The sequence below is a fragment of the Pseudomonas sp. P5_152 genome, from assembly GCF_033989915.1.
Classification (GTDB): domain Bacteria; phylum Pseudomonadota; class Gammaproteobacteria; order Pseudomonadales; family Pseudomonadaceae; genus Aquipseudomonas.
This window is the reverse complement of the sequence record NZ_JASFAH010000002.1, coordinates 2,784,051-2,803,449: the sequence shown is the minus strand read 5'-3', so window position 1 is coordinate 2,803,449 and position 19,399 is coordinate 2,784,051. Positions and strand designations below refer to the sequence as shown.

Annotated in this window: 17 protein-coding genes; 11 read left to right on the top strand and 6 right to left on the bottom strand. The window is 61.8% G+C overall.

Going from position 1 to position 19,399, the window contains the following annotated elements:
• Window positions 1-17 precede the first annotated feature (17 nt).
• Window positions 18-2,891, top strand: a complete 2,874-nt coding sequence (gene gcvP, locus QMK50_RS12835; RefSeq protein WP_320333236.1) for an aminomethyl-transferring glycine dehydrogenase — start codon at window positions 18-20, stop codon at window positions 2,889-2,891.
• Window positions 2,892-2,953: 62 nt separating this feature from the next.
• On the opposite strand, the gene QMK50_RS12830 is transcribed toward gcvP, so the two are convergent.
• From QMK50_RS12830 to QMK50_RS12810, 5 genes are all read right to left on the bottom strand, one after another.
• Window positions 2,954-3,271, bottom strand: coding sequence for a DUF2388 domain-containing protein (locus QMK50_RS12830; protein WP_320333235.1), 318 nt, complete (start codon window positions 3,269-3,271; stop codon window positions 2,954-2,956).
• 72 nt (window positions 3,272-3,343) lie between these two features.
• A complete protein-coding gene (locus QMK50_RS12825) occupies window positions 3,344-3,793 on the bottom strand; it encodes an NfeD family protein (protein WP_320333234.1) in 450 nt (149 codons plus the stop codon).
• Window positions 3,794-3,803: 10 nt separating this feature from the next.
• Complete coding sequence (locus QMK50_RS12820; RefSeq protein WP_159998499.1) at window positions 3,804-4,724, bottom strand: SPFH domain-containing protein; 921 nt, start codon at window positions 4,722-4,724, stop codon at window positions 3,804-3,806.
• A 70-nt stretch (window positions 4,725-4,794) separates the two neighbouring features.
• Entirely contained in the window at window positions 4,795-6,576 is a 1,782-nt protein-coding gene (locus QMK50_RS12815; protein ID WP_320333233.1) for a GspE/PulE family protein, read from the bottom strand.
• Window positions 6,577-6,715: 139 nt separating this feature from the next.
• Window positions 6,716-7,054, bottom strand: coding sequence for a hypothetical protein (locus tag QMK50_RS12810; protein ID WP_159998495.1), 339 nt, complete (start codon window positions 7,052-7,054; stop codon window positions 6,716-6,718).
• A gap of 125 nt (window positions 7,055-7,179) precedes the next feature.
• Here QMK50_RS12810 and QMK50_RS12805 point away from each other — a divergent pair, with 125 nt between their 5' ends.
• Window positions 7,180-7,653 carry an Lrp/AsnC family transcriptional regulator gene (locus QMK50_RS12805; RefSeq protein WP_095164706.1) on the top strand — a complete coding sequence of 158 codons (474 nt, stop codon included), beginning with the start codon at window positions 7,180-7,182 and terminating at the stop codon, window positions 7,651-7,653.
• A gap of 67 nt (window positions 7,654-7,720) precedes the next feature.
• On the opposite strand, the gene QMK50_RS12800 is transcribed toward QMK50_RS12805, so the two are convergent.
• A complete protein-coding gene (locus QMK50_RS12800; protein ID WP_095164705.1) occupies window positions 7,721-9,088 on the bottom strand; it encodes an inorganic triphosphatase in 1,368 nt (455 codons plus the stop codon).
• A gap of 156 nt (window positions 9,089-9,244) precedes the next feature.
• Between QMK50_RS12800 and argE the strand changes: the two genes are divergently transcribed.
• The 9 genes from argE to ssuB all read left to right on the top strand — a co-directional run bounded on the left by argE (window position 9,245) and on the right by ssuB (window position 19,372).
• Window positions 9,245-10,393, top strand: coding sequence for an acetylornithine deacetylase (argE, locus tag QMK50_RS12795; protein WP_095164704.1), 1,149 nt, complete (start codon window positions 9,245-9,247; stop codon window positions 10,391-10,393).
• 134 nt (window positions 10,394-10,527) lie between these two features.
• Complete coding sequence (argA, locus tag QMK50_RS12790; RefSeq protein ID WP_095164703.1) at window positions 10,528-11,826, top strand: amino-acid N-acetyltransferase; 1,299 nt, start codon at window positions 10,528-10,530, stop codon at window positions 11,824-11,826.
• Window positions 11,827-12,321: 495 nt separating this feature from the next.
• The gene (locus tag QMK50_RS12785; RefSeq protein ID WP_095164702.1) at window positions 12,322-13,695 is read left to right on the top strand and encodes an OprD family porin; all 1,374 of its coding nucleotides are present in this window, start codon (window positions 12,322-12,324) and stop codon (window positions 13,693-13,695) included.
• A 283-nt stretch (window positions 13,696-13,978) separates the two neighbouring features.
• Window positions 13,979-14,617: a peroxiredoxin gene (locus tag QMK50_RS12780; RefSeq protein ID WP_159998489.1), complete on the top strand. Its 639-nt coding sequence runs from the start codon at window positions 13,979-13,981 to the stop codon at window positions 14,615-14,617.
• A 331-nt stretch (window positions 14,618-14,948) separates the two neighbouring features.
• Window positions 14,949-15,542, top strand: a complete 594-nt coding sequence (ssuE, locus tag QMK50_RS12775; protein ID WP_095164700.1) for an NADPH-dependent FMN reductase — start codon at window positions 14,949-14,951, stop codon at window positions 15,540-15,542.
• Window positions 15,543-15,632: 90 nt separating this feature from the next.
• Window positions 15,633-16,598: a sulfonate ABC transporter substrate-binding protein gene (locus tag QMK50_RS12770; RefSeq protein WP_159998485.1), complete on the top strand. Its 966-nt coding sequence runs from the start codon at window positions 15,633-15,635 to the stop codon at window positions 16,596-16,598.
• Between the two features lie 25 nt (window positions 16,599-16,623).
• Window positions 16,624-17,772: an FMNH2-dependent alkanesulfonate monooxygenase gene (ssuD, locus tag QMK50_RS12765; RefSeq protein WP_320333232.1), complete on the top strand. Its 1,149-nt coding sequence runs from the start codon at window positions 16,624-16,626 to the stop codon at window positions 17,770-17,772.
• An 8-nt stretch (window positions 17,773-17,780) separates the two neighbouring features.
• Window positions 17,781-18,569 (top strand): aliphatic sulfonate ABC transporter permease SsuC, encoded by a 789-nt coding sequence (gene ssuC, locus QMK50_RS12760; protein ID WP_159998483.1) that lies wholly within the window; start codon window positions 17,781-17,783, stop codon window positions 18,567-18,569.
• Window positions 18,566-19,372, top strand: a complete 807-nt coding sequence (gene ssuB / locus QMK50_RS12755) for an aliphatic sulfonates ABC transporter ATP-binding protein (protein WP_095164696.1) — start codon at window positions 18,566-18,568, stop codon at window positions 19,370-19,372. The genes ssuC and ssuB overlap by 4 nt, the downstream gene beginning before the upstream one ends.
• Window positions 19,373-19,399: the final 27 nt, after the last annotated feature.

The following is a 19,399-nucleotide window of genomic DNA, read 5'->3' as shown; positions in this document are numbered from 1 at the left end:
TCAAGAGAGAGCCCGTCATGTCCCAGTTGCCCAGCTTGAGCCAGTTACGCGATCCCAATGCCTTCCTGCGCCGCCACCTGGGGCCGGACGCCGCCGAGCAGCAGGCCATGCTCGACAGCCTCGGGCTTGGCAGCCGGGTCGAGTTGATCGAGCAGACGGTACCGCCGGGCATTCGCCTGAATCGACCGCTGGACCTGCCGCCGGCCCTGGACGAGCAGAGCGCCCTGGCCAAGCTGCGCGGTTATGCCGAACAGAATGAGGTCTGGACCAGCCTGATCGGCATGGGCTACCACGGCACCCTGACGCCCGCCGTGATCCTGCGTAATGTGCTGGAAAACCCCGGTTGGTATACGGCCTACACCCCGTACCAGCCGGAAATCGCCCAGGGCCGACTCGAGGCGCTGCTCAATTTCCAGCAATTGACCATCGACCTGACAGGCCTGGAGCTGGCCAACGCGTCGCTGCTCGATGAAGCCACGGCGGCGGCGGAAGCCATGGCCCTGGCCAAGCGTGTGGCCAAGTCGAAAAGCAATCTGTTCTTCGTCGACGAAAACTGCCATCCGCAGACTATTTCCGTGGTGCAGACCCGGGCCGAGGGGTTTGGCTTCGAACTGATCGTCGACGCTGTGGATAACTTGCCCCGGCACCAGGTGTTTGGCGCGCTGCTGCAGTACCCCGACACCCACGGCGAGATTCGTGACCTGCGGCCGTTGATCGACCACCTGCACGCCCAACAGGCCCTGGCCTGCGTGGCTGCCGACCTGTTGAGCCTGTTGTTGCTGACCCCGCCCGGCGAGATGGGCGCCGACGTGGTGTTCGGTTCGTCCCAGCGCTTTGGCGTGCCCATGGGTTATGGCGGCCCGCATGCGGCGTTTTTCGCCAGCCGTGACGAATACAAGCGGGCGATTCCCGGGCGCATCATCGGTGTCTCGAAAGACGCCCGGGGCAATGTTGCCCTGCGCATGGCCTTGCAAACCCGCGAGCAACATATCCGCCGCGAGAAGGCCAACTCGAACATCTGCACCGCCCAGGTGCTGCTGGCCAATATTGCCAGCTTCTATGCGGTCTACCACGGCCCGCAGGGCCTCAAGCGCATTGCGCAACGGGTGCACCGCCTGACGTGCATCCTCGCCGCCGGCCTTGAGCGCAACGGCATTACCCGGCTCAACCAGCAGTTTTTCGACACCCTGACCCTGGAAGTCGGCGGCAGCCAGACGGCAATCATCGAATCGGCCAAGGCGGCGCAGATCAACCTGCGGATTCTCGGTCGCGGCCAGGTCGGCCTGAGCCTCGACGAAAGCTGCGACGAAAGCACGGTGGCGAAGCTGTTCGACGTGTTCCTCGGTGCCGACCATGGACTGCAGGTGGCCGAACTGGATGGGCAGGCGCTGGCCTCGGGCATCCCGGCAGGGTTGCTGCGCACCAGTGGTTACTTGCGCCACCCGGTGTTCAACGCGCACCACAGCGAAACCGAGATGCTGCGCTACCTCAAGCAACTGGAGAACAAGGACCTGGCGCTTAACCAGTCGATGATCCCGCTGGGCTCTTGCACCATGAAACTCAACGCCACCAGCGAGATGATCCCCATCACCTGGCCAGGTTTTGCCGACCTGCATCCCTTTGCCCCGAAAGAGCAGGCGGCGGGCTACGGGTTGATGATCGACGAGCTGGAGCGCTGGTTGTGTGCGATCACCGGTTTCGATGCGATCTGCATGCAGCCCAACTCCGGCGCCCAGGGCGAATATGCCGGGTTGTTGGCGATCCGCAAATATCACGCAAGCCGTCAGCAGGGTGCGCGCGATATCTGCCTGATCCCGGCATCGGCCCATGGCACCAACCCGGCGTCGGCGCAGATGGCCGGGATGCAGGTGGTGATCGTCGAGTGTGACGCTGCCGGCAACGTCGACCTTGACGACTTGAAGAACAAAGCCGCAGCGGCCGCTGACAAGCTGGCCTGCCTGATGGCCACCTACCCCTCGACCCATGGGGTGTACGAGGAGGGCATCAGCGCGATCTGCGAAGTTATCCACAGCCACGGCGGTCAGGTGTACATGGACGGCGCCAACCTCAACGCGCAGGTCGGGCTGGCGCGGCCGGCGGATATCGGTGCCGATGTGTCCCACATGAATCTGCACAAGACCTTCTGCATTCCCCACGGTGGCGGCGGTCCGGGGATGGGACCGATTGGCGTGCGCGCGCACTTGGCGCCGTTCGTGGCCAATCACCCGGTAGTGCCGCTGGATGGGCCGGACCCGAAGAACACTGCAGTCAGCGCCGCGCCCTGGGGCAGTGCAAGCATCCTGCCGATCAGTTGGATGTACATTGCAATGATGGGCCCGCAACTGGCCGATGCCAGCGAAGTGGCGATCCTGTCGGCCAACTACCTGGCCGAACACCTGTCTGGCGCCTTCCCGGTGCTGTTCAGTGGGCGTAATGGGCGGGTGGCCCACGAATGTATCCTTGATCTGCGACCGCTCAAGGCCCAGACCGGGATCAGCGAAGAGGACGTGGCCAAGCGTCTTATGGACTACGGCTTCCATGCGCCGACCATGTCGTTCCCGGTGGCGGGGACCTTGATGGTCGAGCCCACCGAAAGTGAGTCCAAGGCGGAGCTGGACCGTTTTATCGGTGCGATGTTGAGTATCCGCGCGGAAATTACCGAAGTGCAGAACGGTAACTGGCCGGCCGACGACAACCCGCTGAAGCGCTCGCCCCATACCCTGGCGGACGTTACCGGGGTCTGGGAGCGGCCCTACAGCATTGAACAGGCGGTGACCCCGGATGCCCACACCCGTGCGCACAAGTACTGGCCGACGGTGAATCGGGTGGACAACGTCTACGGCGATCGCAATCTATTCTGTGCCTGCGTGCCGCTGGATGAGTATCGATAAGGGCTGATTGCCAGGCAAAAAAATGCCGCTCGAACGAGCGGCATTTTGCTTTCGACAACGAGTTACTGTTGCGCGAGGGTGTTGCTGGCCAGGATCGCGTTGGCCAATTCCATGTCGGTGGCCTGCAGGCCCGGGTTGTCGGCACGGACTTTTTGCAGCGCCGACTCGAAGAACGGGCCACGAATGTTGCCATCACTGGCCACGAAGCTCCCGGCGTCGTCCTGGGCGGCAAGCACCATCTTGTGGTCCTTGGAGGTCAGGTAGGTGGAAGCGGTGGTCGCCCCCGAGGAGATGACATTGCGCCAGAAAGTATCGGCCATAGCGGACCCGGCAGACAGGGAGAGCAGGGCAAGGGTAGCGGCGGCCAGTTTGACACGCATGTAAGGTGACTCCAGTGGGTTCAGATTAACTGGCGGTTTGGATCGGAAAACCTCACCTGAGTTCCGTGACTGCTAATCAACCTCTTCAACCAGGATCACCACCCCTTCCAGGCCCACCACCCGCACTTTGGCCCCCACCGGGGTATCCGGCCCCCTGGCCATCCAGACACCGTCAGCAACCTTGACCTTGCCGTGACCGTCGACAATCGCCTGATGCACCACAAAGACCCTGCCGATCAGCTCCTGGCCACGCAGGTTGAGGTTCGGCTGGTCGCTTTCGCGTACTGCGCTGCGCTGGCGGTGCCACCAGTACAGCGCGGTGAGGATCGACAGCAAGCCGAACAACAGCAGTTGCAGCTCCCAAGACAGGCCGGGCAGGATGAAAGTCAGCACCCCAACGGCGGCAGCGGCCAGGCCGATCCACAGCAGGTAACCCCCGGCGCCGAACACTTCGAGGATCAACAGCACGGTGCCCAGTGCCAGCCAGTCCCAGAACGAGAGGTGTTGCAGGAATGCCCACATAGCTCGTGCCTCAGGCTTTCTTGGAGTCGAACGTGGCCTTGACGATCTCGCCGATACCGCCGACCGCGCCGATCACCTGGCTGGCCTCCAGTGGCATCAGGATCACTTTGCTGTTGTTGGCCGAGGCCAGTTTGCCCAGGGCGTCGATGTATTTTTGCGCGACGAAGTAGTTCACCGCCTGCACGTTGCCATTGGCGATCGCCTCGGACACCACCTTGGTGGCCTGGGCTTCTGCTTCGGCTTGTCGTTCGCGTGCCTCGGACTCGAGGAACGCCGCCTGCCGGCTACCCTCGGCTTCGAGGATTTGCGCCTGCTTCTTGCCCTCGGCGGTGAGAATCGCTGAAGCCCGCAGGCCTTCGGCCTCGAGGATTTGCGCACGCTTGATCCGCTCGGCTTTCATCTGCCCGGACATGGCCGCCATCAGGTCGGCGGGTGGGCTGATGTCCTTGATCTCGATCCGGGTGATCTTGATGCCCCAGGGTGCGGTGGCTTCGTCCACTGTGCGCAGCAGTTTTTCGTTGATCCCGTCACGCTGGCTGAGCATGGCGTCCAGTTCCATCGAGCCGAGCACGGTGCGGATGTTGGTTTGCAGCAGGTTGCGGATAGCGTGTTCGAGGTTGTTGACCTCGTAGGCCGCCTGCGCGGTGTTGACCACTTGGAAGAAGCATACGGCGTCGATCTGTACCGTGGCGTTGTCGGCGGTGATGACTTCCTGCGGCGGAATATCCAGCACGCTTTCCATCACGTTGATCTTGCGACCGATGCGGTCCATCACCGGAATGATGATGTTCAGGCCGGGCTTGAGGGTGTTGGTGTAGCGGCCAAAACGCTCCACGGTCCACTGGTACCCCTGGGGCACCACCTTGAAGCCCATGAACAGAATGGCGACCACCAGGCCGAGGAAAAGTAAAAGTACGCTACCGGTTTGCATGAAAAGTCCCTATTCAATCAATGAAGGTGCAGGCCTGAGTGTAGCGGCGCGAGCTTGCAGCGGACACGCTTTACTTTGGTTCAGCCTGTGGCGTGACCCGCAACACTTCTTCGACCGTGGTCAAGCCTTGCGCGACCTTTTCCGCACCTGCCAGGCGCAGGCTGCGCATGCCGTCCCGGGCGGCCTGGCGGCGGATGGCCGGCAGGTCGCTGTCGGCGCCGATCAGGGCCTTGAGACTAGCGCTCAGTAGCATGATTTCGTAGACCCCGGCGCGGCCGCGATAGCCGCTGTCGCGGCACTCCAGGCAACCGACGGCGTGGCACGCCTGGTGGGGCATAGGCACGCGACTGGGTTGGTTCAGGCTGTGCCAGGTGTCGGCGTCCAGGGCCAGCGGTGCCTTGCAGTGCGGGCACAGGGTGCGCACCAGGCGCTGGGCCATGACGCCGAGCACGGTGGCCTTGATCAGATAGGGCGCGATGCCCAGTTCCAGCAGACGGCTGATGGCGCTTGGCGCATCGGTGGTGTGCAGGGTCGATAGCACCAAGTGTCCAGTGAGCGCCGCCTGGATGGCCATCTCGGCGGTTTCCAGGTCGCGGATTTCACCGATCATGATGATGTCCGGGTCCTGGCGCATCAGGGCGCGTACGCCGCTGGCAAAACTCAGGTCAATGTTGTGCTGGACCTGCATCTGATTGAACGCCGGCTCGAGCATCTCGATCGGGTCCTCAATGGTGCAGAGGTTGATCTCCGGTGTCGCGAGTTGCTTGAGGGTGGTGTAGAGCGTGGTGGTCTTGCCCGAGCCGGTGGGTCCGGTAACCAGGATGATGCCATTGGGCTGGCGGGTCATGTCCTGCCAGCGGCGCAGGTCGTCGGCGCCAAAGCCCAGTTGATCGAAGTCCTGGAGCAGCACCTGGGGGTCGAAGATGCGCATCACCAGTTTTTCACCGAAGGCGGTGGGCAGCGTCGACAGCCGCAATTCCACTTCACCGCCTTCTGGCGCCCTGGTCTTGACCCGGCCGTCCTGGGGTTTGCGTTTTTCGGCGACGTTCATCCGTCCCAGGTTTTTCAGGCGACTGACCATTGCCAGGGTGACCTGCGGCGGGAACTGGTAGACGTTGTGCAGCACGCCGTCGATGCGAAAGCGCACGGTGCCTTGTTCGCGCCGCGGTTCGATGTGGATATCGCTGGCGCGTTGCTGGAAGGCGTACTGGAACAACCAGTCGACGATATTGACGATGTGCGCGTCATTGGCGTCGGGCTCCTGGTTACTGGCGCCGAGGTTGAGCAGTTGTTCGAAGTTGCCCTGAGGGGTGGGAGGCTGATCTCCATGGCTGGCGCCGATGACCGATTTGGCCAGGCGATAGAACTCCACACAATAGCGCCGGATCTCCAGCGGATTGGCCACCACGCGCCTGATTGGCAGTTGCAGGACATGGCTCAGGTCGGCTTCCCAACTGCGCACGTAGGGCTGCGCGCTGGCCACGGTGACAGCCTCGCGGTCGATTGCCAGCGCCAGAATTGCGTGGCGTTGGGCAAAGGCATAGGACATCAACGGGGTAATGCGCGCGACGTGGATTTTCAACGGGTCGATGCGCACATAGGGCTGGCCGGCCTGCTGCGCCAGCCATTGGGTCAAGCGTTCGAGGTCCAGCGGCTGACCGCCGTGCAGGGAGTCGGCCAGGTGTTGGTCGGCGAGTAGCTCCAAGGGGTGCAACTGATGGTTAGCGGCGCTGCGGAGTGCGCTCAGGGCCTGTTCGGCTGCGGCCTGGCCGATCACGCCTTGAGCGATCAGGTCGCGCAGCAATTGATTGAAATCCAGCCAGCGATCCTGCGGGGCGAATTGAACGGACATCCGGACTCCTTGGGCAATAACCCTGCACTCGGCGCTGTCGATCGCTGTGTCGGCAGCTCTGAATGCCAAGCCTAGTCCCCGTGCGGGCCGTCCGTTCGAGCCTGGCCCGATCAAGCGTTGCGAGGTTTTACCGCGAGCCTCAGCCTGCCGCCTGTACCGGTGCAAGCCATTGTGAATCAGCCGGTTGCAACTGGACCGAGCAGACGCTGATCAAGTTACGTAGTTTTTCTGCGAGCACCTCGGCGCGGTGCCAGCTCAGGCCGTCGATCACGATATCGAGGGACAGCAAATCATTCTCGCGGGTCATGTGGACGGCTTGTGGCAGTAGCAACTGCAGGGCAAACAGGTTCAGTGCCCGGCACAACAGGTCGGGTTCGGCTTCGGCGAGCACCTGGTAGTGCACGCAGCAGTGGGCGTTGCCGGCATGCCAGGCATCGGCGCGGCTAGAGGTGGTGCTGACGGCTTCGAGTGGGGGCATGGTAGGTCTCCAGATCAATGGAGGAATTTTTACATTCGAAGCCGGGTATTTCTTATCTATGATGGGGCATATAGGCTTGATATCGAATCAAGCAATTCATCAATGGCGTATTCAAGGGTTTTTTTATGCACAGTGAGCTGGACGTCTATGACCGCCGCATCCTCGCGCTATTGCAAGAGGACGCCTCGCTGTCCAGCGCGCAGATTGCCGAGCAGGTCGGTTTATCGCAGTCACCTTGCTGGCGCAGGATTCAGCGGATGAAGGAGGAGGGGGTGATTCGCGGGCAGGTGACGCTGCTTGACCGCAAGAAGATTGGCCTCAACACGCAGATCTTCGCCGAGGTCAAACTCAACGCTCACGGGCGCTCCAACTTCACCGAATTCACCGAGGCGATTCGCGGTTTTCCCGAGGTGCTGGAGTGTTATGTGCTGATGGGCGCGGTAGATTTCCTGCTGCGCATCGTCACCGCCGACATTGAGGCCTACGAGCGCTTCTTCTTCGAGAAGCTGTCGATGGTGCCGGGGATCCAGGAAGTGAACTCGATCGTGGCCTTATCGCAGATCAAGTCGACGACCAGTTTGCCGGTGTTGCGGGGGTAAAGATTTTTGGTGAATGTGCGGGCCTCATCGCGAGCCGGCCGCAAGCGGGCGGCTCGCGATGACGGTGTTACATGCGCAACAGCATTTTCCACGCACGGTTCTGATACACCGCGATCGCCTGCTGCTTGCGTGCGTCCAGCGCTTCGTCGGTTATTGGCTCGTTGGCCAGTTGCGCCAGTTTGTTCAGTTCACCGTACAGGCGATCCATTTCCGGGATGTCCAGCACTGCGCGGGCATGGTGCAACCAGGCCTGGATGCGCTCGATGCGCGGCAGTTGCTCGGCGAGGTCTTCGGGTTGTTGCTGGTAGCGTTGCAATTGCAGCGAAGTGGCTTCTTCACCCAGCAGGCGCGGCAACCAGTTACCCAGTTGCGCGGCGCCCTGGCGATTGCCGCGGGTGTTGCGCTCGGCAGTCCAGGTGCGGGCCAGCAGCCAGCGCGAGGCGTTCAGCGAGAACTGGCCCCAGCGCGGATCTTCGAGTTCTTCGAGGAACTGTTCCGGTGCGGCCTTGCGCACGTCTTCGTCGTCCTGGCCGAACTGCACCAGCGGACGCCAGTCTTCGAGCAAGGCATCCAGGGCCACACGCAGGTCGTGGGTCGACTGACGCGGGGCGGCCTGGCCCAGGCTGCCGATCAGGGCGCGCAGTTCGGCGAGGCTCTCGACCCAGTCTTGCAGCAAGCGCCAGTGACCATTGAAGCGATACTGCTCGGCCAGGCGCTGGCTGCTACCCAGCAGGTACCAGCCCAGCGCGGCGAAGGCGTCGTCCAGCGGCAGTTCGAAGCTCAGTTGCGGGGCCGGCAGGCTCAGCGAATAGCTGTGGGCGTCGAACAGGCGATAGCCACGTTCAGCCTTGCTGATGTCGCACGGCATCAGCGCCAGGGTCGCGGCCAGTTCGGCGGCCAGTTCCAGCAATGCAGCCGGCTCGCCTTCGCGCAGCTCCAGCTCCAGTTCGCAGATTTCTTCTTTCTGCTTGCCGACTACCACGTGGCCGAGGTCCAGGGCGGCTTCGATGACCACCTTGGCCTTGCCGCGACCCCAGGCGATTTCGGCGCGCTCGCGGACGAAGTCGGTGGTGAAGATCGGCTTGAGGGTTTTTTTGTCCAGTTCTGCCAGCTCTTCAGGCCAGCATTCGCCGTCGAGTTTTTTCACGTCGAGCTTGGCTTTGGCCAGGCTCCAGTCGTATTCGTTACGCTCGGACAGGCCGGCGATGCTCTGGCCACGGGTCTTGAGGGTCTGAATCACTTCTTCGCCGTCGCGGCGCAGGCGCAGGGCAACCTTGGCACGGGCCAGGTCACGCTCTGGCGTGTCGAAGTACTGGTTCATCAACTCACGGCGTTCCCAGCCACTTTTGTTGCGTTTTTTCAGTAACGGGTGCTCGCGCAGGGCGGCGAGGGTTTCGCGGCTGACGCGGAGTTTGATTTCGGTTTCTTTCTGCATGGCCGGAAAATCCAGGATCGGGAGCGCAGCCGGGGAAATGTGTGGCTGCCAAGGCCGTGCAGTGTACAGCACTCACTAAACCTGCGCGCCGCGACGGTTTATTCCGGTGACCGGATGGTTCTATGATGGACTTCAATCCGGGAGTTGGAGTCAGCGATGCCTTTGCCATCCATGAAAGACCAGTTCGCTGCACTGATCGCCGCACCGTCCGTCAGTTGCACTCAAGCTCACCTGGATCAGAGCAATCGGCCGGTCATTGATTTGCTGGCCACCTGGCTCGGCGACCTGGGTTTTGCCTGTGACATCCAGCAGGTCAGCCCCGGCAAATTCAATCTGCTGGCCACCTTCGGCACCGGCCCTGGCGGCCTGGTGCTGGCCGGGCACAGCGATACGGTGCCGTTCGACGGTGCGCTGTGGCAGACCGACCCGCTGAAACTCACCGAAGTCGACGGCCGCTGGGTCGGCCTGGGCAGTTGCGACATGAAAGGCTTTTTTGCCCTGGCCATCGAAGCCGTGCTGCCGTTGCTCGACCAGCCGTTCAAGCAACCGCTGATGATTCTTGCCACCTGCGACGAAGAAAGCTCGATGTCCGGTGCCCGCGCCCTGGCGGCGGCCGGCAAACCCTTGGGCCGGGCGGCGGTGATCGGTGAGCCGACGGGGCTCAAGCCGATCCGCCTGCACAAGGGGGTGATGATGGAGCGCATCGACATCCTCGGGCAAAGCGGTCACTCCTCCGACCCACGCCTGGGTCACAGCGCCCTGGAAGCCATGCACGATGCGATGGGCGAGCTGCGCGGCTTGCGCCTGCTGTGGCAGCGCGAGTTCCGCAACCCGCAGTTCAGCGTGCCGCAACCGACCCTCAACTTTGGCTGCATCCATGGTGGTGACAACCCGAATCGCATCTGTGGCCAGTGCTCCCTGGAGTTCGACCTGCGGCCCTTGCCCGGCATGGACCCCAACGCCCTGCGCGATGCCATTCGACAGAAGTTGGGGCCGGTCGCCGAACGCCATCAGGTGAAGATCGACTACGCACCGCTGTTCCCCGAAGTGCCGCCATTTGAGCAGGCGCAAGATTCGGAACTGGTGCAGGTGGCTGAAAGACTCACCGGGCATAGCGCCGAAGCAGTGGCGTTCGGCACTGAAGCGCCTTATCTTCAGCGCCTGGGTTGCGAAACCCTGGTGCTCGGTCCTGGCGATATCGCCTGCGCCCATCAGCCGGGGGAATACCTGGAAATGTCACGTTTGACGCCTACCGTGCATCTATTACGGCAACTGATCGAACATTACTGCCTGACCCCGGCTTGAATCCCGGGGCCAACCACCCGTATTCATGAGGAGAGCGCGCGTGTCGCCAAGCCTGTTCCGACGATAACCACCAGCCCGCTGTGCGTTTTGCTTCGTCCTTTTTTCGGCTGTTATTTATTACAGGTGCAGGTGTTATGCCCGAATACGTCAACTGGCTTCGTCACGCTTCCCCTTACATCAACGCTCACCGCGATTGCACCTTTGTCGTCATGCTGCCCGGCGACGGCGTCGAGCATGCGAACTTCGGCAATATCGTCCACGACCTGGTGCTGCTGCACAGCCTCGGGGTACGCCTGGTGCTGGTACACGGATCGCGCCCGCAAATCGAAACCCGCCTCGCCGCGCGCGGCCTGACCCCGCATTACCACCACGGGATGCGCATCACCGATGCCGCGACCCTGGAGTGTGTGATCGATGCCGTGGGCCAGTTGCGCATCGCCATCGAGGCGCGCCTGTCGATGGACATGGCGTCCTCGCCGATGCAGGGCTCGCGCCTGCGGGTAGCCAGCGGCAACCTGGTGACGGCACGGCCGATCGGCGTGCTCGAGGGGGTCGACTATCACCACACCGGCGAAGTGCGCCGGGTCGACCGCAAGGGCATCAACCGCCTGCTGGATGAGCGCTCCATCGTGCTGCTGTCACCGTTGGGCTACTCGCCCACCGGGGAAATCTTCAACCTGGCCTGCGAAGACGTCGCTACCCGCGCCGCCATTGACCTGGGGGCCGACAAGCTGCTGCTGTTCGGCGCCGAAACGGGGCTGATCGATGAACACGGTCGTCTGGTCCGTGAACTGCGCCCGCAACAGGTACCGGCTCACCTGTTACGCCTGGGTGCCAACTACCAGGCCGAACTGCTGGACGCTGCCGCGCAAGCCTGCAGCGCCGGTGTCGGTCGCAGCCACATCGTCAGTTATGCCGAAGATGGCGCGCTGCTCACTGAGCTGTTCACCCGTGATGGTGGCGGTACGCTGGTGGCCCAGGAGCAGTTCGAACTGCTGCGCGAGGCGGCCATCGAAGACGTCGGTGGTTTGCTGGATTTGATCAGCCCGCTGGAAGAGCAGGGGATCCTGGTGCGTCGCTCGCGCGAAGTGCTGGAACGCGAGATCGAGCAGTTCAGCGTGGTCGAGCGCGAAGGGATGATCATTGCCTGTGCGGCCTTGTATCAGATTGCCGACTCGGATGCCGGCGAGCTGGCGTGCCTGGCCGTGAACCCGGAATACCGGCACGGCCGGCGTGGCGATGAACTGCTGGAACGGATCGAAAGCCGGGCCCGCGCCCAAGGCCTCAAGACCCTGTTTGTCCTCACTACACGCACTGCGCACTGGTTCCGCGAGCGCGGTTTTGTGCCGAGCAGCGTTGAGCGCCTGCCGTCGGCGCGGGCCTCGCTGTACAACTACCAACGCAATTCGAAAATCTTCGAAAAAGCCCTCTGATCCCCCCGCTGATGCCCCGGCTTTTGTTGACAAAGGTCGGGGCTGACGAGCTGCCGTGTGCCCGAGTGAGAAAATATTTCAATCGATACACAAACTGTAACAATTCCCTTGGATGATGCGCGCTTCGCCCAATGAAGTCGCGTTTTTGATCGTGATTGACGATTGATTAAGGTCTATTCAAGCAAACGATCTAAGGGCACTCCGATAAATACCTTTTAGGAATTACACACTTTGTCGCTACCCTGCGTCGCTTCGGCGAGTGTGGATTTGCTATATTCCCGAATCGTATGAAAAACGATGAAATAATTCTTTTTGGGTTTATCAAAAATTCATTAACCTGAACAGACCGAATCATGCGGTTAGACCTTGGTCGTAGACATGCCTTGTTACGATTGACTTGGCGGTCACGCTCTGGCGCTAATCGCGCATCTGTGGATCCGGGGCATCAGACCCTGGACCAAGAAACACAAAAATTAGAAACGAGAGGAGTGAAACATGAACAAGTCCACCTTGGCCCTGGCAGTGGCCGTAGGGGTTGTCGCGCAGCAGGCAGGCGCCGCCGGTTTTATCGAAGACAGCAAGGCCACCCTGGGCCTGCGCAACTTCTACATCAACACCGATAACCGCGACAACAACACCAAAGCCGCTGGTGCACAGAACAAGCAGGAAGAATGGGGCCAAGGCTTCGATCTGCGCTTCACCTCGGGTTACACCCAGGGCACCGTGGGCTTCGGTCTGGATGCCATCGGCCTGGTGGGCGTGAAGCTGGACTCCGGCGGCGGCACCAACGGCGCCACCGCAACTTCCTACGGCGGCACTGTGTTCCCGAGCAAGTCCAACGGTGAAGCCGTGGACAACTTCTCGAGCCTGGGCCTGACCGCCAAGGCGAAGATCTCCCAGACCGAACTGAAACTCGGCACCCTGCAGCCAAAACTGCCGGTGATCGTGACCAACGACGGTCGCCTGCTGCCGCAAACCTTCCAGGGCGGCCAGATCACCACCAACGAGATCAAGGACCTGACCCTGGTCGGTGGTCAGATCGAGCACGCCAAAGGTCGTAACTCCAGCAACAACGAAGAACTGTCGATTGCTGGCGCCAACAGCCCAACTGCTTCGGGTCGCGACAGCAACAAGTTCATCTACGGCGGCGGTGACTACAAGATCACCAAGGACCTGACCGCACAGTACTACTACGGCAACCTGGACGATTTCTACAAGCAACACTTCCTGGGCCTGGTACACAACTGGGCAATCGGCCCGGGCGTGCTGAAGTCGGACTTCCGTTACTTCAACAGCCGCGATGACGGTGCCAACGGCAACGATCCGGCCTACTACACCACCGGTGACTACGGCACTGGCATCACCAAGGGCAAGGTCGACAACAACCTGTTCAGCGGCTTGCTGCTGTACACGGTATCCGGTCACACCTTCGGTGGCGGTTACCAGGTCAGCAACGGCGACAGCGATTTCCCTTGGCTGAACCAGGGTGACGGCTCGTCGGCTTACCTGACTACCGACATGCAGATTGCCAAGTTTGCCCGTGCTGGCGAACGTACCTGGCAAGCTCGCTACTCCTATGACTTCGCTCAAGTGGGCGCACCTGGCCTGACCGCGGGTATCGTCTACCTGCGTGGCGACGACATCGACACCTCGGGTAACGTCGGCACCAGCAAACCACAGACCAAAGTCAACGCCACTGGCGCCAGCGAGTGGGAACGCGACCTGACCGTGGCTTACGTGATTCCGCAGGGCCCGCTGAAGAACCTGGGTCTGACCTGGAAAAACGCCATGTGGCGCAACGACATCCCGGGTCAACGCGACCAGGATGAAAACCGCCTGATCGTCAGCTACTCGATCCCGCTGTTGTAACAGCGCTCGCCAGACTGATAAAAAAAGCCCCGCCAGGCATTGCGCCTGGCGGGGCTTTTGTTTGCCGGCAGACCCACCCCCGTGTGCCCGCCAGCTTCCCTCTTTACAGCAACTCAAGGCCTTCTCGAACCTTGGGCAGCAGCGTGGTCGCTGCGGGCGCGGGCGTCCAGTGAACAGATATTTAATATTCGTTACAGTTATAAATAAATCGATATTTATTCTTTTTAATTAGCAAAAATTCTAGGCACAGTGGGCTCATTCCGCACTCATCAGGAGCAGCACCATGAGCCTCAGACTGGGCGACATCGCCCCCGATTTCGAACAGGATTCCAGCGCCGGCACCATTCGCTTCCACGAGTGGCTGGGCGATAGCTGGGGCGTGCTTTTTTCCCATCCGGCGGACTTCACACCGGTGTGCACCACGGAGCTGGGGTTTACCGCCAAGCTCAAGGATCAATTTGCCCAGCGCGGGGTCAAGGCCATTGCCCTGTCTGTCGACCCGGTGGACTCACACCACCGCTGGATCGAAGACATCAACGAAACCCAGGACACCCTGGTCAACTTCCCGATCCTGGCGGACGCCGATCGCAAGGTCTCGGACCTCTACGACCTGATCCACCCGAACGCCAACGACACCCTGACCGTGCGCTCGCTGTTCGTGATCGACCCGAACAAGAAGGTTCGGCTGACCATCACCTATCCGGCCAGCACCGGGCGCAATTTCAACGAAATCCTGCGGGTGATCGACTCGCTGCAACTCACCGACCATTACAAGGTGGCCACGCCGGCCAACTGGCAGGACGGTGATGAAGTGGTGATTGTGCCCTCGCTCAAGGACGAAGCAGAGATCGCGCAGCGCTTTCCCAAAGGTTACCGCGCGGTGAAGCCGTACCTGCGCCTGACGCCGCAGCCTAATCGGTAATTCGCCAGCTCTCGTGGCGCGCCTTATAAACCCATCGCGGGCAAGCGGAACGCAATGCATCGCGCATAACCTGTGGGAGCGGGCTTGCCCGCGATGGGGCCGGACCGACCACCGCAAGCATCCGCGTGAACCAGAATCACAATGCAGGGGTTTTCAGGCCGTTTCGACGGCCTTTTTTTATGCCCGGGTAAAGGCAGTCTTGCATATTCATTTTGAGTATAAACAAATGAATAAATATGATTTATAGATATATGAATCACCTGTTAAGGTCACTTCAACACCGCGAGATCGCAAGCTGCGAATCGCCCACTACATGCAAGGAATCAAGGTAATGCTGGTCGTCTCACTCGGAGGAAGTCCCAGCCAACGCTCCCGCTCCGGAGTGCTGCTGGATCGCTCCCAGCGCTGGTTGCAACAACAGGGGGTGGAAGTGGTGAGTTACCAGGTACGGGACTTCCCGGCCGAAGACTTGCTGCATGCCCGCTTCGACAGCCCGAAGGTGATCGACCTGCTGCAACAGATTGCCAATGCCGATGGCCTGCTGATCGCCACGCCGGTCTACAAGGCGTCCTTTTCGGGCGCACTGAAAACCGTGCTGGACCTGCTGCCTGAGCGCGCCCTGAGCCACAAGGTGGTATTGCCAATGGCTACGGGCGGCAGTATCGCCCACATGCTGGCGGTGGATTACGCCCTCAAGCCGGTGCTGTCGGCGCTCAAGGCCCAGGAAATGCTGCACGGCATCTTTGCCGAAGACAATCAGATCGCCTATGGCGAAGGCAGTGCCCAGGCGAAGTTGGCACCGGAGTTGGAGCAACGGTTGAACGAGGCCCTGGAGCAGTTTTTCAGCGCCATGGCCCGCCGTCCGAAGCCGCTCGATCCACACCTGTTGAATGAACGTTTGTTGAGTGCTCGCTGGAGCATTTGAGCCCTACCCGAAGTTTGAAGTACTGGCCTTACTCGCCCGCTAACGGGCAAGCAGGTGCAGCCACAACCCCACTGCAAAAAGGAGAGCGCCATGCGCCCTGTCATTTTGCGTCGCGGTCTGGTCGCTCTGTTTGCTGCGGCTGTGTCCTTCGGCGCCATTACTCAAGCTCAGGCCGAGACGTTACGTATCGGCTATCAGAAATACGGCACCCTGGTGCTGCTCAAAGCCAAGGGCACCCTGGAGAAAAGCCTCGCCGCCCAAGGCGTCGACGTGCAATGGACCGAATTCCCCGGTGGCCCGCAACTGCTCGAAGGCTTGAACGTCGGCTCCATCGACTTCGGCGTGACCGGCGAAACCCCGCCAGTGTTCGCCCAGGCCGCCGGTGCCGATCTGCTCTATGTCGCCTACGAGCCGCCCGCTCCCCACAGTGAAGCGATCCTGGTGCCGAAGGACTCGGCGATCAAATCGGTACAGGACCTCAAAGGCAAGAAAGTCGTGCTCAACAAGGGCTCCAACGTGCACTACCTGCTGGTGCGCGCCCTGGAAGACGCCGGCCTCAAATACAGCGACATCCAGACCGTATTCCTGCCCCCAGCCGATGCCCGTGCGGCATTCGAGCGTGGCAGCGTCGACGCCTGGGTGATCTGGGACCCGTACCAGGCTGCCGCCGAACAGCAACTGCAGGCACGCACCCTGCGTGATGGCAAAGGCATCGTCGACAACCACCAATTCTACCTGGCCACCAAGCCTTACGCCGAGCAGCACCCGGCCGTGATCAAGACCCTGGTGGATGAAGTCCGTGCTGTCGGTGAGTGGTCCCAGGCCAACCCGGAGGATGTGACCAAGCAGGTGGCGCCACTGCTCGGCCTACCCGCCGACATCACCCTGACCTCGGTGAAACGCCAAGGCTACGGTGCGCACTTCCTGACGCCGGAAGTGGTCGCGGCGCAGCAGAAAATCGCCGACAGCTTCTACCAGCTCAAGTTGATCCCTAAACCCTTGAGCATCAAAGACGTGATCTGGACGCCGCCGGCGACCGTTGCCAAAACCCAGTAACCCGACTTTCCAAGGAGACCACTCCATGAGCCTTAATATTTTCTGGTTCCTGCCTACCCACGGCGACGGCCATTACCTTGGCACCGCCGAAGGCGCGCGCGCCGTTGACCATGGCTACCTGCAACAAGTCGCCCAGGCGGCGGATCGCCTGGGTTTCGGCGGGGTGTTGATCCCTACCGGACGCTCCTGCGAAGACTCGTGGCTGGTGGCGGCCTCGCTGATCCCGGTGACCCAGCGCCTGAAGTTCCTGGTCGCCCTACGCCCCGGGATCATTTCCCCGACGGTGGCGGCGCGTCAGGCGGCGACCCTGGATCGCTTGTCCGGGGGCCGGGCGTTGTTCAACCTGGTGACCGGCGGCGACCCGGAAGAGTTGGCGGGCGATGGCTTGTTCCTCAGCCACGAAGAGCGTTATCAGGCCAGCGTGGAATTCACCCGGATCTGGCGCCGCGTGCTGGAAGGTGAAACCGTCGATTACGACGGACAACACATCAGCGTCAGAGGCGCTAAATTGCTCTATCCGCCGATCCAGCAACCACGTCCACCGCTGTACTTCGGCGGCTCTTCCGAAGCGGCGCAGGACCTGGCGGCCGAGCAGGTCGAAATGGTCTTGACCTGGGGCGAGCCACCGGCCGCGGTTGCCGAGAAAATCGCGCAAGTGCGGGAGAAGGCAGCCAAGCTGGGCCGTACCGTACGCTTCGGCATTCGCCTGCACGTGATCGTGCGCGAAACCAATGACGAAGCCTGGCAGGCCGCCGACCGGCTGATTTCCCATCTGGATGACGACACTATCGCCCGGGCCCAGGCATCGTTGGCGCGCTTTGACTCGGTGGGCCAGCAACGCATGGCTGCGCTGCACGGTGGCAGTCGCGACAACCTGGAAGTCAGCCCGAACCTGTGGGCCGGTGTCGGCCTGGTCCGTGGCGGTGCCGGCACGGCGCTGGTCGGCGATGGCCCGACCGTGGCAGCACGGGTCAAGGAGTACGCGGACCTGGGCATCGACACCTTCATCTTCTCCGGTTATCCACACCTGGAAGAGTCGTACCGGGTGGCCGAACTGCTGTTCCCGCACCTCGACATCGAACGTCCCGAGTTGCCAAAAACGGGCGGTTACGTCAGTCCGTTCGGTGAAATGGTCGCCAACGACATTCTTCCCAAAGCCGCGTCCCAGAGCTGAGGCGCGCCATGAAGAAGCAAACCCTTATCCACAGTCTCGCGCCCTGGGCCCTGCCGGTGCTGTTGCTGGCGGTGTGGCAGTTGTCGGTGTCGGCGGGCTGGTTGTCGACGCGGATTCTGCCGGCTCCGATCGCGGTGATCGAGGCGGGCGTGAGCCTGGTGCAAAGCGGCGAAATCTGGAAACACCTGGCCATCAGCGGCTGGCGTGCTGGCCTCGGATTTGTCATCGGCGGTGGCATCGGCCTGGTGCTGGGTTTCATCACCGGTCTGTCAAAGTGGGGTGAACGCCTGCTCGACAGTTCGGTGCAGATGATCCGCAATGTGCCGCATCTGGCGCTGATTCCGCTGGTGATCCTGTGGTTCGGCATCGACGAGTCGGCGAAGATTTTCCTGGTGGCCCTGGGCACGTTGTTCCCGATCTACCTCAATACCTACCACGGCATTCGTAACGTCGACCCGGCGCTGGTGGAAATGGCGCGCAGCTATGGCTTGAGCGGTTTCAGCCTGTTTCGCCAGGTGATTCTGCCGGGTGCGTTGCCGTCGATTCTGGTGGGGGTGCGTTTTGCCCTGGGCTTCATGTGGTTGACGCTGATCGTGGCCGAAACCATCTCGGCCAGCTCCGGCATTGGCTACCTGGCGATGAATGCCCGGGAGTTCCTGCAGACCGACGTGGTGGTGCTGGCGATTGTGCTCTATGCGGTACTCGGCAAATTGGCCGACCTCGCGGCCCGAGGCCTGGAACGGGTGTGGCTGCGCTGGCATCCGGCCTATCAAGTGGCCAAGGGAGATGCAGCATGACGGCTCAACAACCGCCGCGCCTGCTGCGCGGGATTCCCCTGGTGGTGCGCAAGCTGCAAAAGACCTTTGGTGCGCGGCAAGTGCTGCGCGACATCGACCTGCATATTCCGGCCGGTCAGTTCGTCGCGGTGGTCGGTCGTAGCGGCTGCGGCAAAAGCACCTTGCTGCGCTTGCTCGCCGGCCTCGACCAGCCAACGGACGGACAATTGCTGGCGGGCTCGGCAGCGCTCAGCGAGGCCCGGGAGGACACCCGGCTGATGTTCCAGGAGGCGCGTTTGCTGCCCTGGAAAAAGGTCATCGACAACGTCGGTCTCGGCCTCAAGGGCAACTGGCGCCAGCAGGCCCTGGATGCCCTGGAAGCAGTGGGCCTGGCCGACCGCGCCGATGAATGGCCGGCGGCATTGTCCGGCGGGCAGAAACAACGGGTGGCCCTGGCCCGGGCACTGATCCACCAGCCGCGCCTGCTGTTGCTCGATGAGCCGCTGGGTGCCCTGGACGCCCTGACCCGGATTGAAATGCAGCAACTGATTGAGCGCCTGTGGCAGCAGCATGGTTTTACCGTGTTGCTGGTGACCCACGATGTCAGCGAAGCCGTGGCGATTGCCGACCGGGTGCTGCTGATCGAGGAGGGCGAGATTGGCCTGGACCTGCACGTCGAGTTGCCGCGCCCTCGGGTTCGCGGTTCACATCGACTGGCAGCGCTGGAAACCGAAGTGCTCAACCGAGTGTTGGCCCTGCCGGGCGTACCGCCCGAGCCGGAACCTGTTTCACCCTTGCCCACGCAATTGCGCTGGGCTCAATAACTCATCGTTCTTCCCACGACAGGAATC

Bases quoted from the DNA above. Each gene is read 5' to 3' on its own strand.
- QMK50_RS12810 (WP_159998495.1), bottom strand. From the start codon at position 7,054: ATGCCCCCACTCGAAGCCGTCAGCACCACCTCTAGCCGCGCCGATGCC.
- QMK50_RS12830 (WP_320333235.1), bottom strand. From the start codon at position 3,271: ATGCGTGTCAAACTGGCCGCCGCTACCCTTGCCCTGCTCTCCCTGTCT.
- ssuB (WP_095164696.1), top strand. From the start codon at position 18,566: ATGACGGCTCAACAACCGCCGCGCCTGCTGCGCGGGATTCCCCTGGTG.
- gcvP (WP_320333236.1), top strand. From the start codon at position 18: ATGTCCCAGTTGCCCAGCTTGAGCCAGTTACGCGATCCCAATGCCTTC.
- ssuC (WP_159998483.1), top strand. From the start codon at position 17,781: ATGAAGAAGCAAACCCTTATCCACAGTCTCGCGCCCTGGGCCCTGCCG.
- ssuD (WP_320333232.1), top strand. From the start codon at position 16,624: ATGAGCCTTAATATTTTCTGGTTCCTGCCTACCCACGGCGACGGCCAT.
- argA (WP_095164703.1), top strand. From the start codon at position 10,528: ATGCCCGAATACGTCAACTGGCTTCGTCACGCTTCCCCTTACATCAAC.
- QMK50_RS12770 (WP_159998485.1), top strand. From the start codon at position 15,633: ATGCGCCCTGTCATTTTGCGTCGCGGTCTGGTCGCTCTGTTTGCTGCG.
- QMK50_RS12820 (WP_159998499.1), bottom strand. From the start codon at position 4,724: ATGCAAACCGGTAGCGTACTTTTACTTTTCCTCGGCCTGGTGGTCGCC.
- QMK50_RS12825 (WP_320333234.1), bottom strand. From the start codon at position 3,793: ATGTGGGCATTCCTGCAACACCTCTCGTTCTGGGACTGGCTGGCACTG.
- ssuE (WP_095164700.1), top strand. From the start codon at position 14,949: ATGCTGGTCGTCTCACTCGGAGGAAGTCCCAGCCAACGCTCCCGCTCC.
- QMK50_RS12815 (WP_320333233.1), bottom strand. From the start codon at position 6,576: ATGTCCGTTCAATTCGCCCCGCAGGATCGCTGGCTGGATTTCAATCAA.
- argE (WP_095164704.1), top strand. From the start codon at position 9,245: ATGCCTTTGCCATCCATGAAAGACCAGTTCGCTGCACTGATCGCCGCA.
- QMK50_RS12800 (WP_095164705.1), bottom strand. From the start codon at position 9,088: ATGCAGAAAGAAACCGAAATCAAACTCCGCGTCAGCCGCGAAACCCTC.
- QMK50_RS12785 (WP_095164702.1), top strand. From the start codon at position 12,322: ATGAACAAGTCCACCTTGGCCCTGGCAGTGGCCGTAGGGGTTGTCGCG.
- QMK50_RS12780 (WP_159998489.1), top strand. From the start codon at position 13,979: ATGAGCCTCAGACTGGGCGACATCGCCCCCGATTTCGAACAGGATTCC.
- QMK50_RS12805 (WP_095164706.1), top strand. From the start codon at position 7,180: ATGCACAGTGAGCTGGACGTCTATGACCGCCGCATCCTCGCGCTATTG.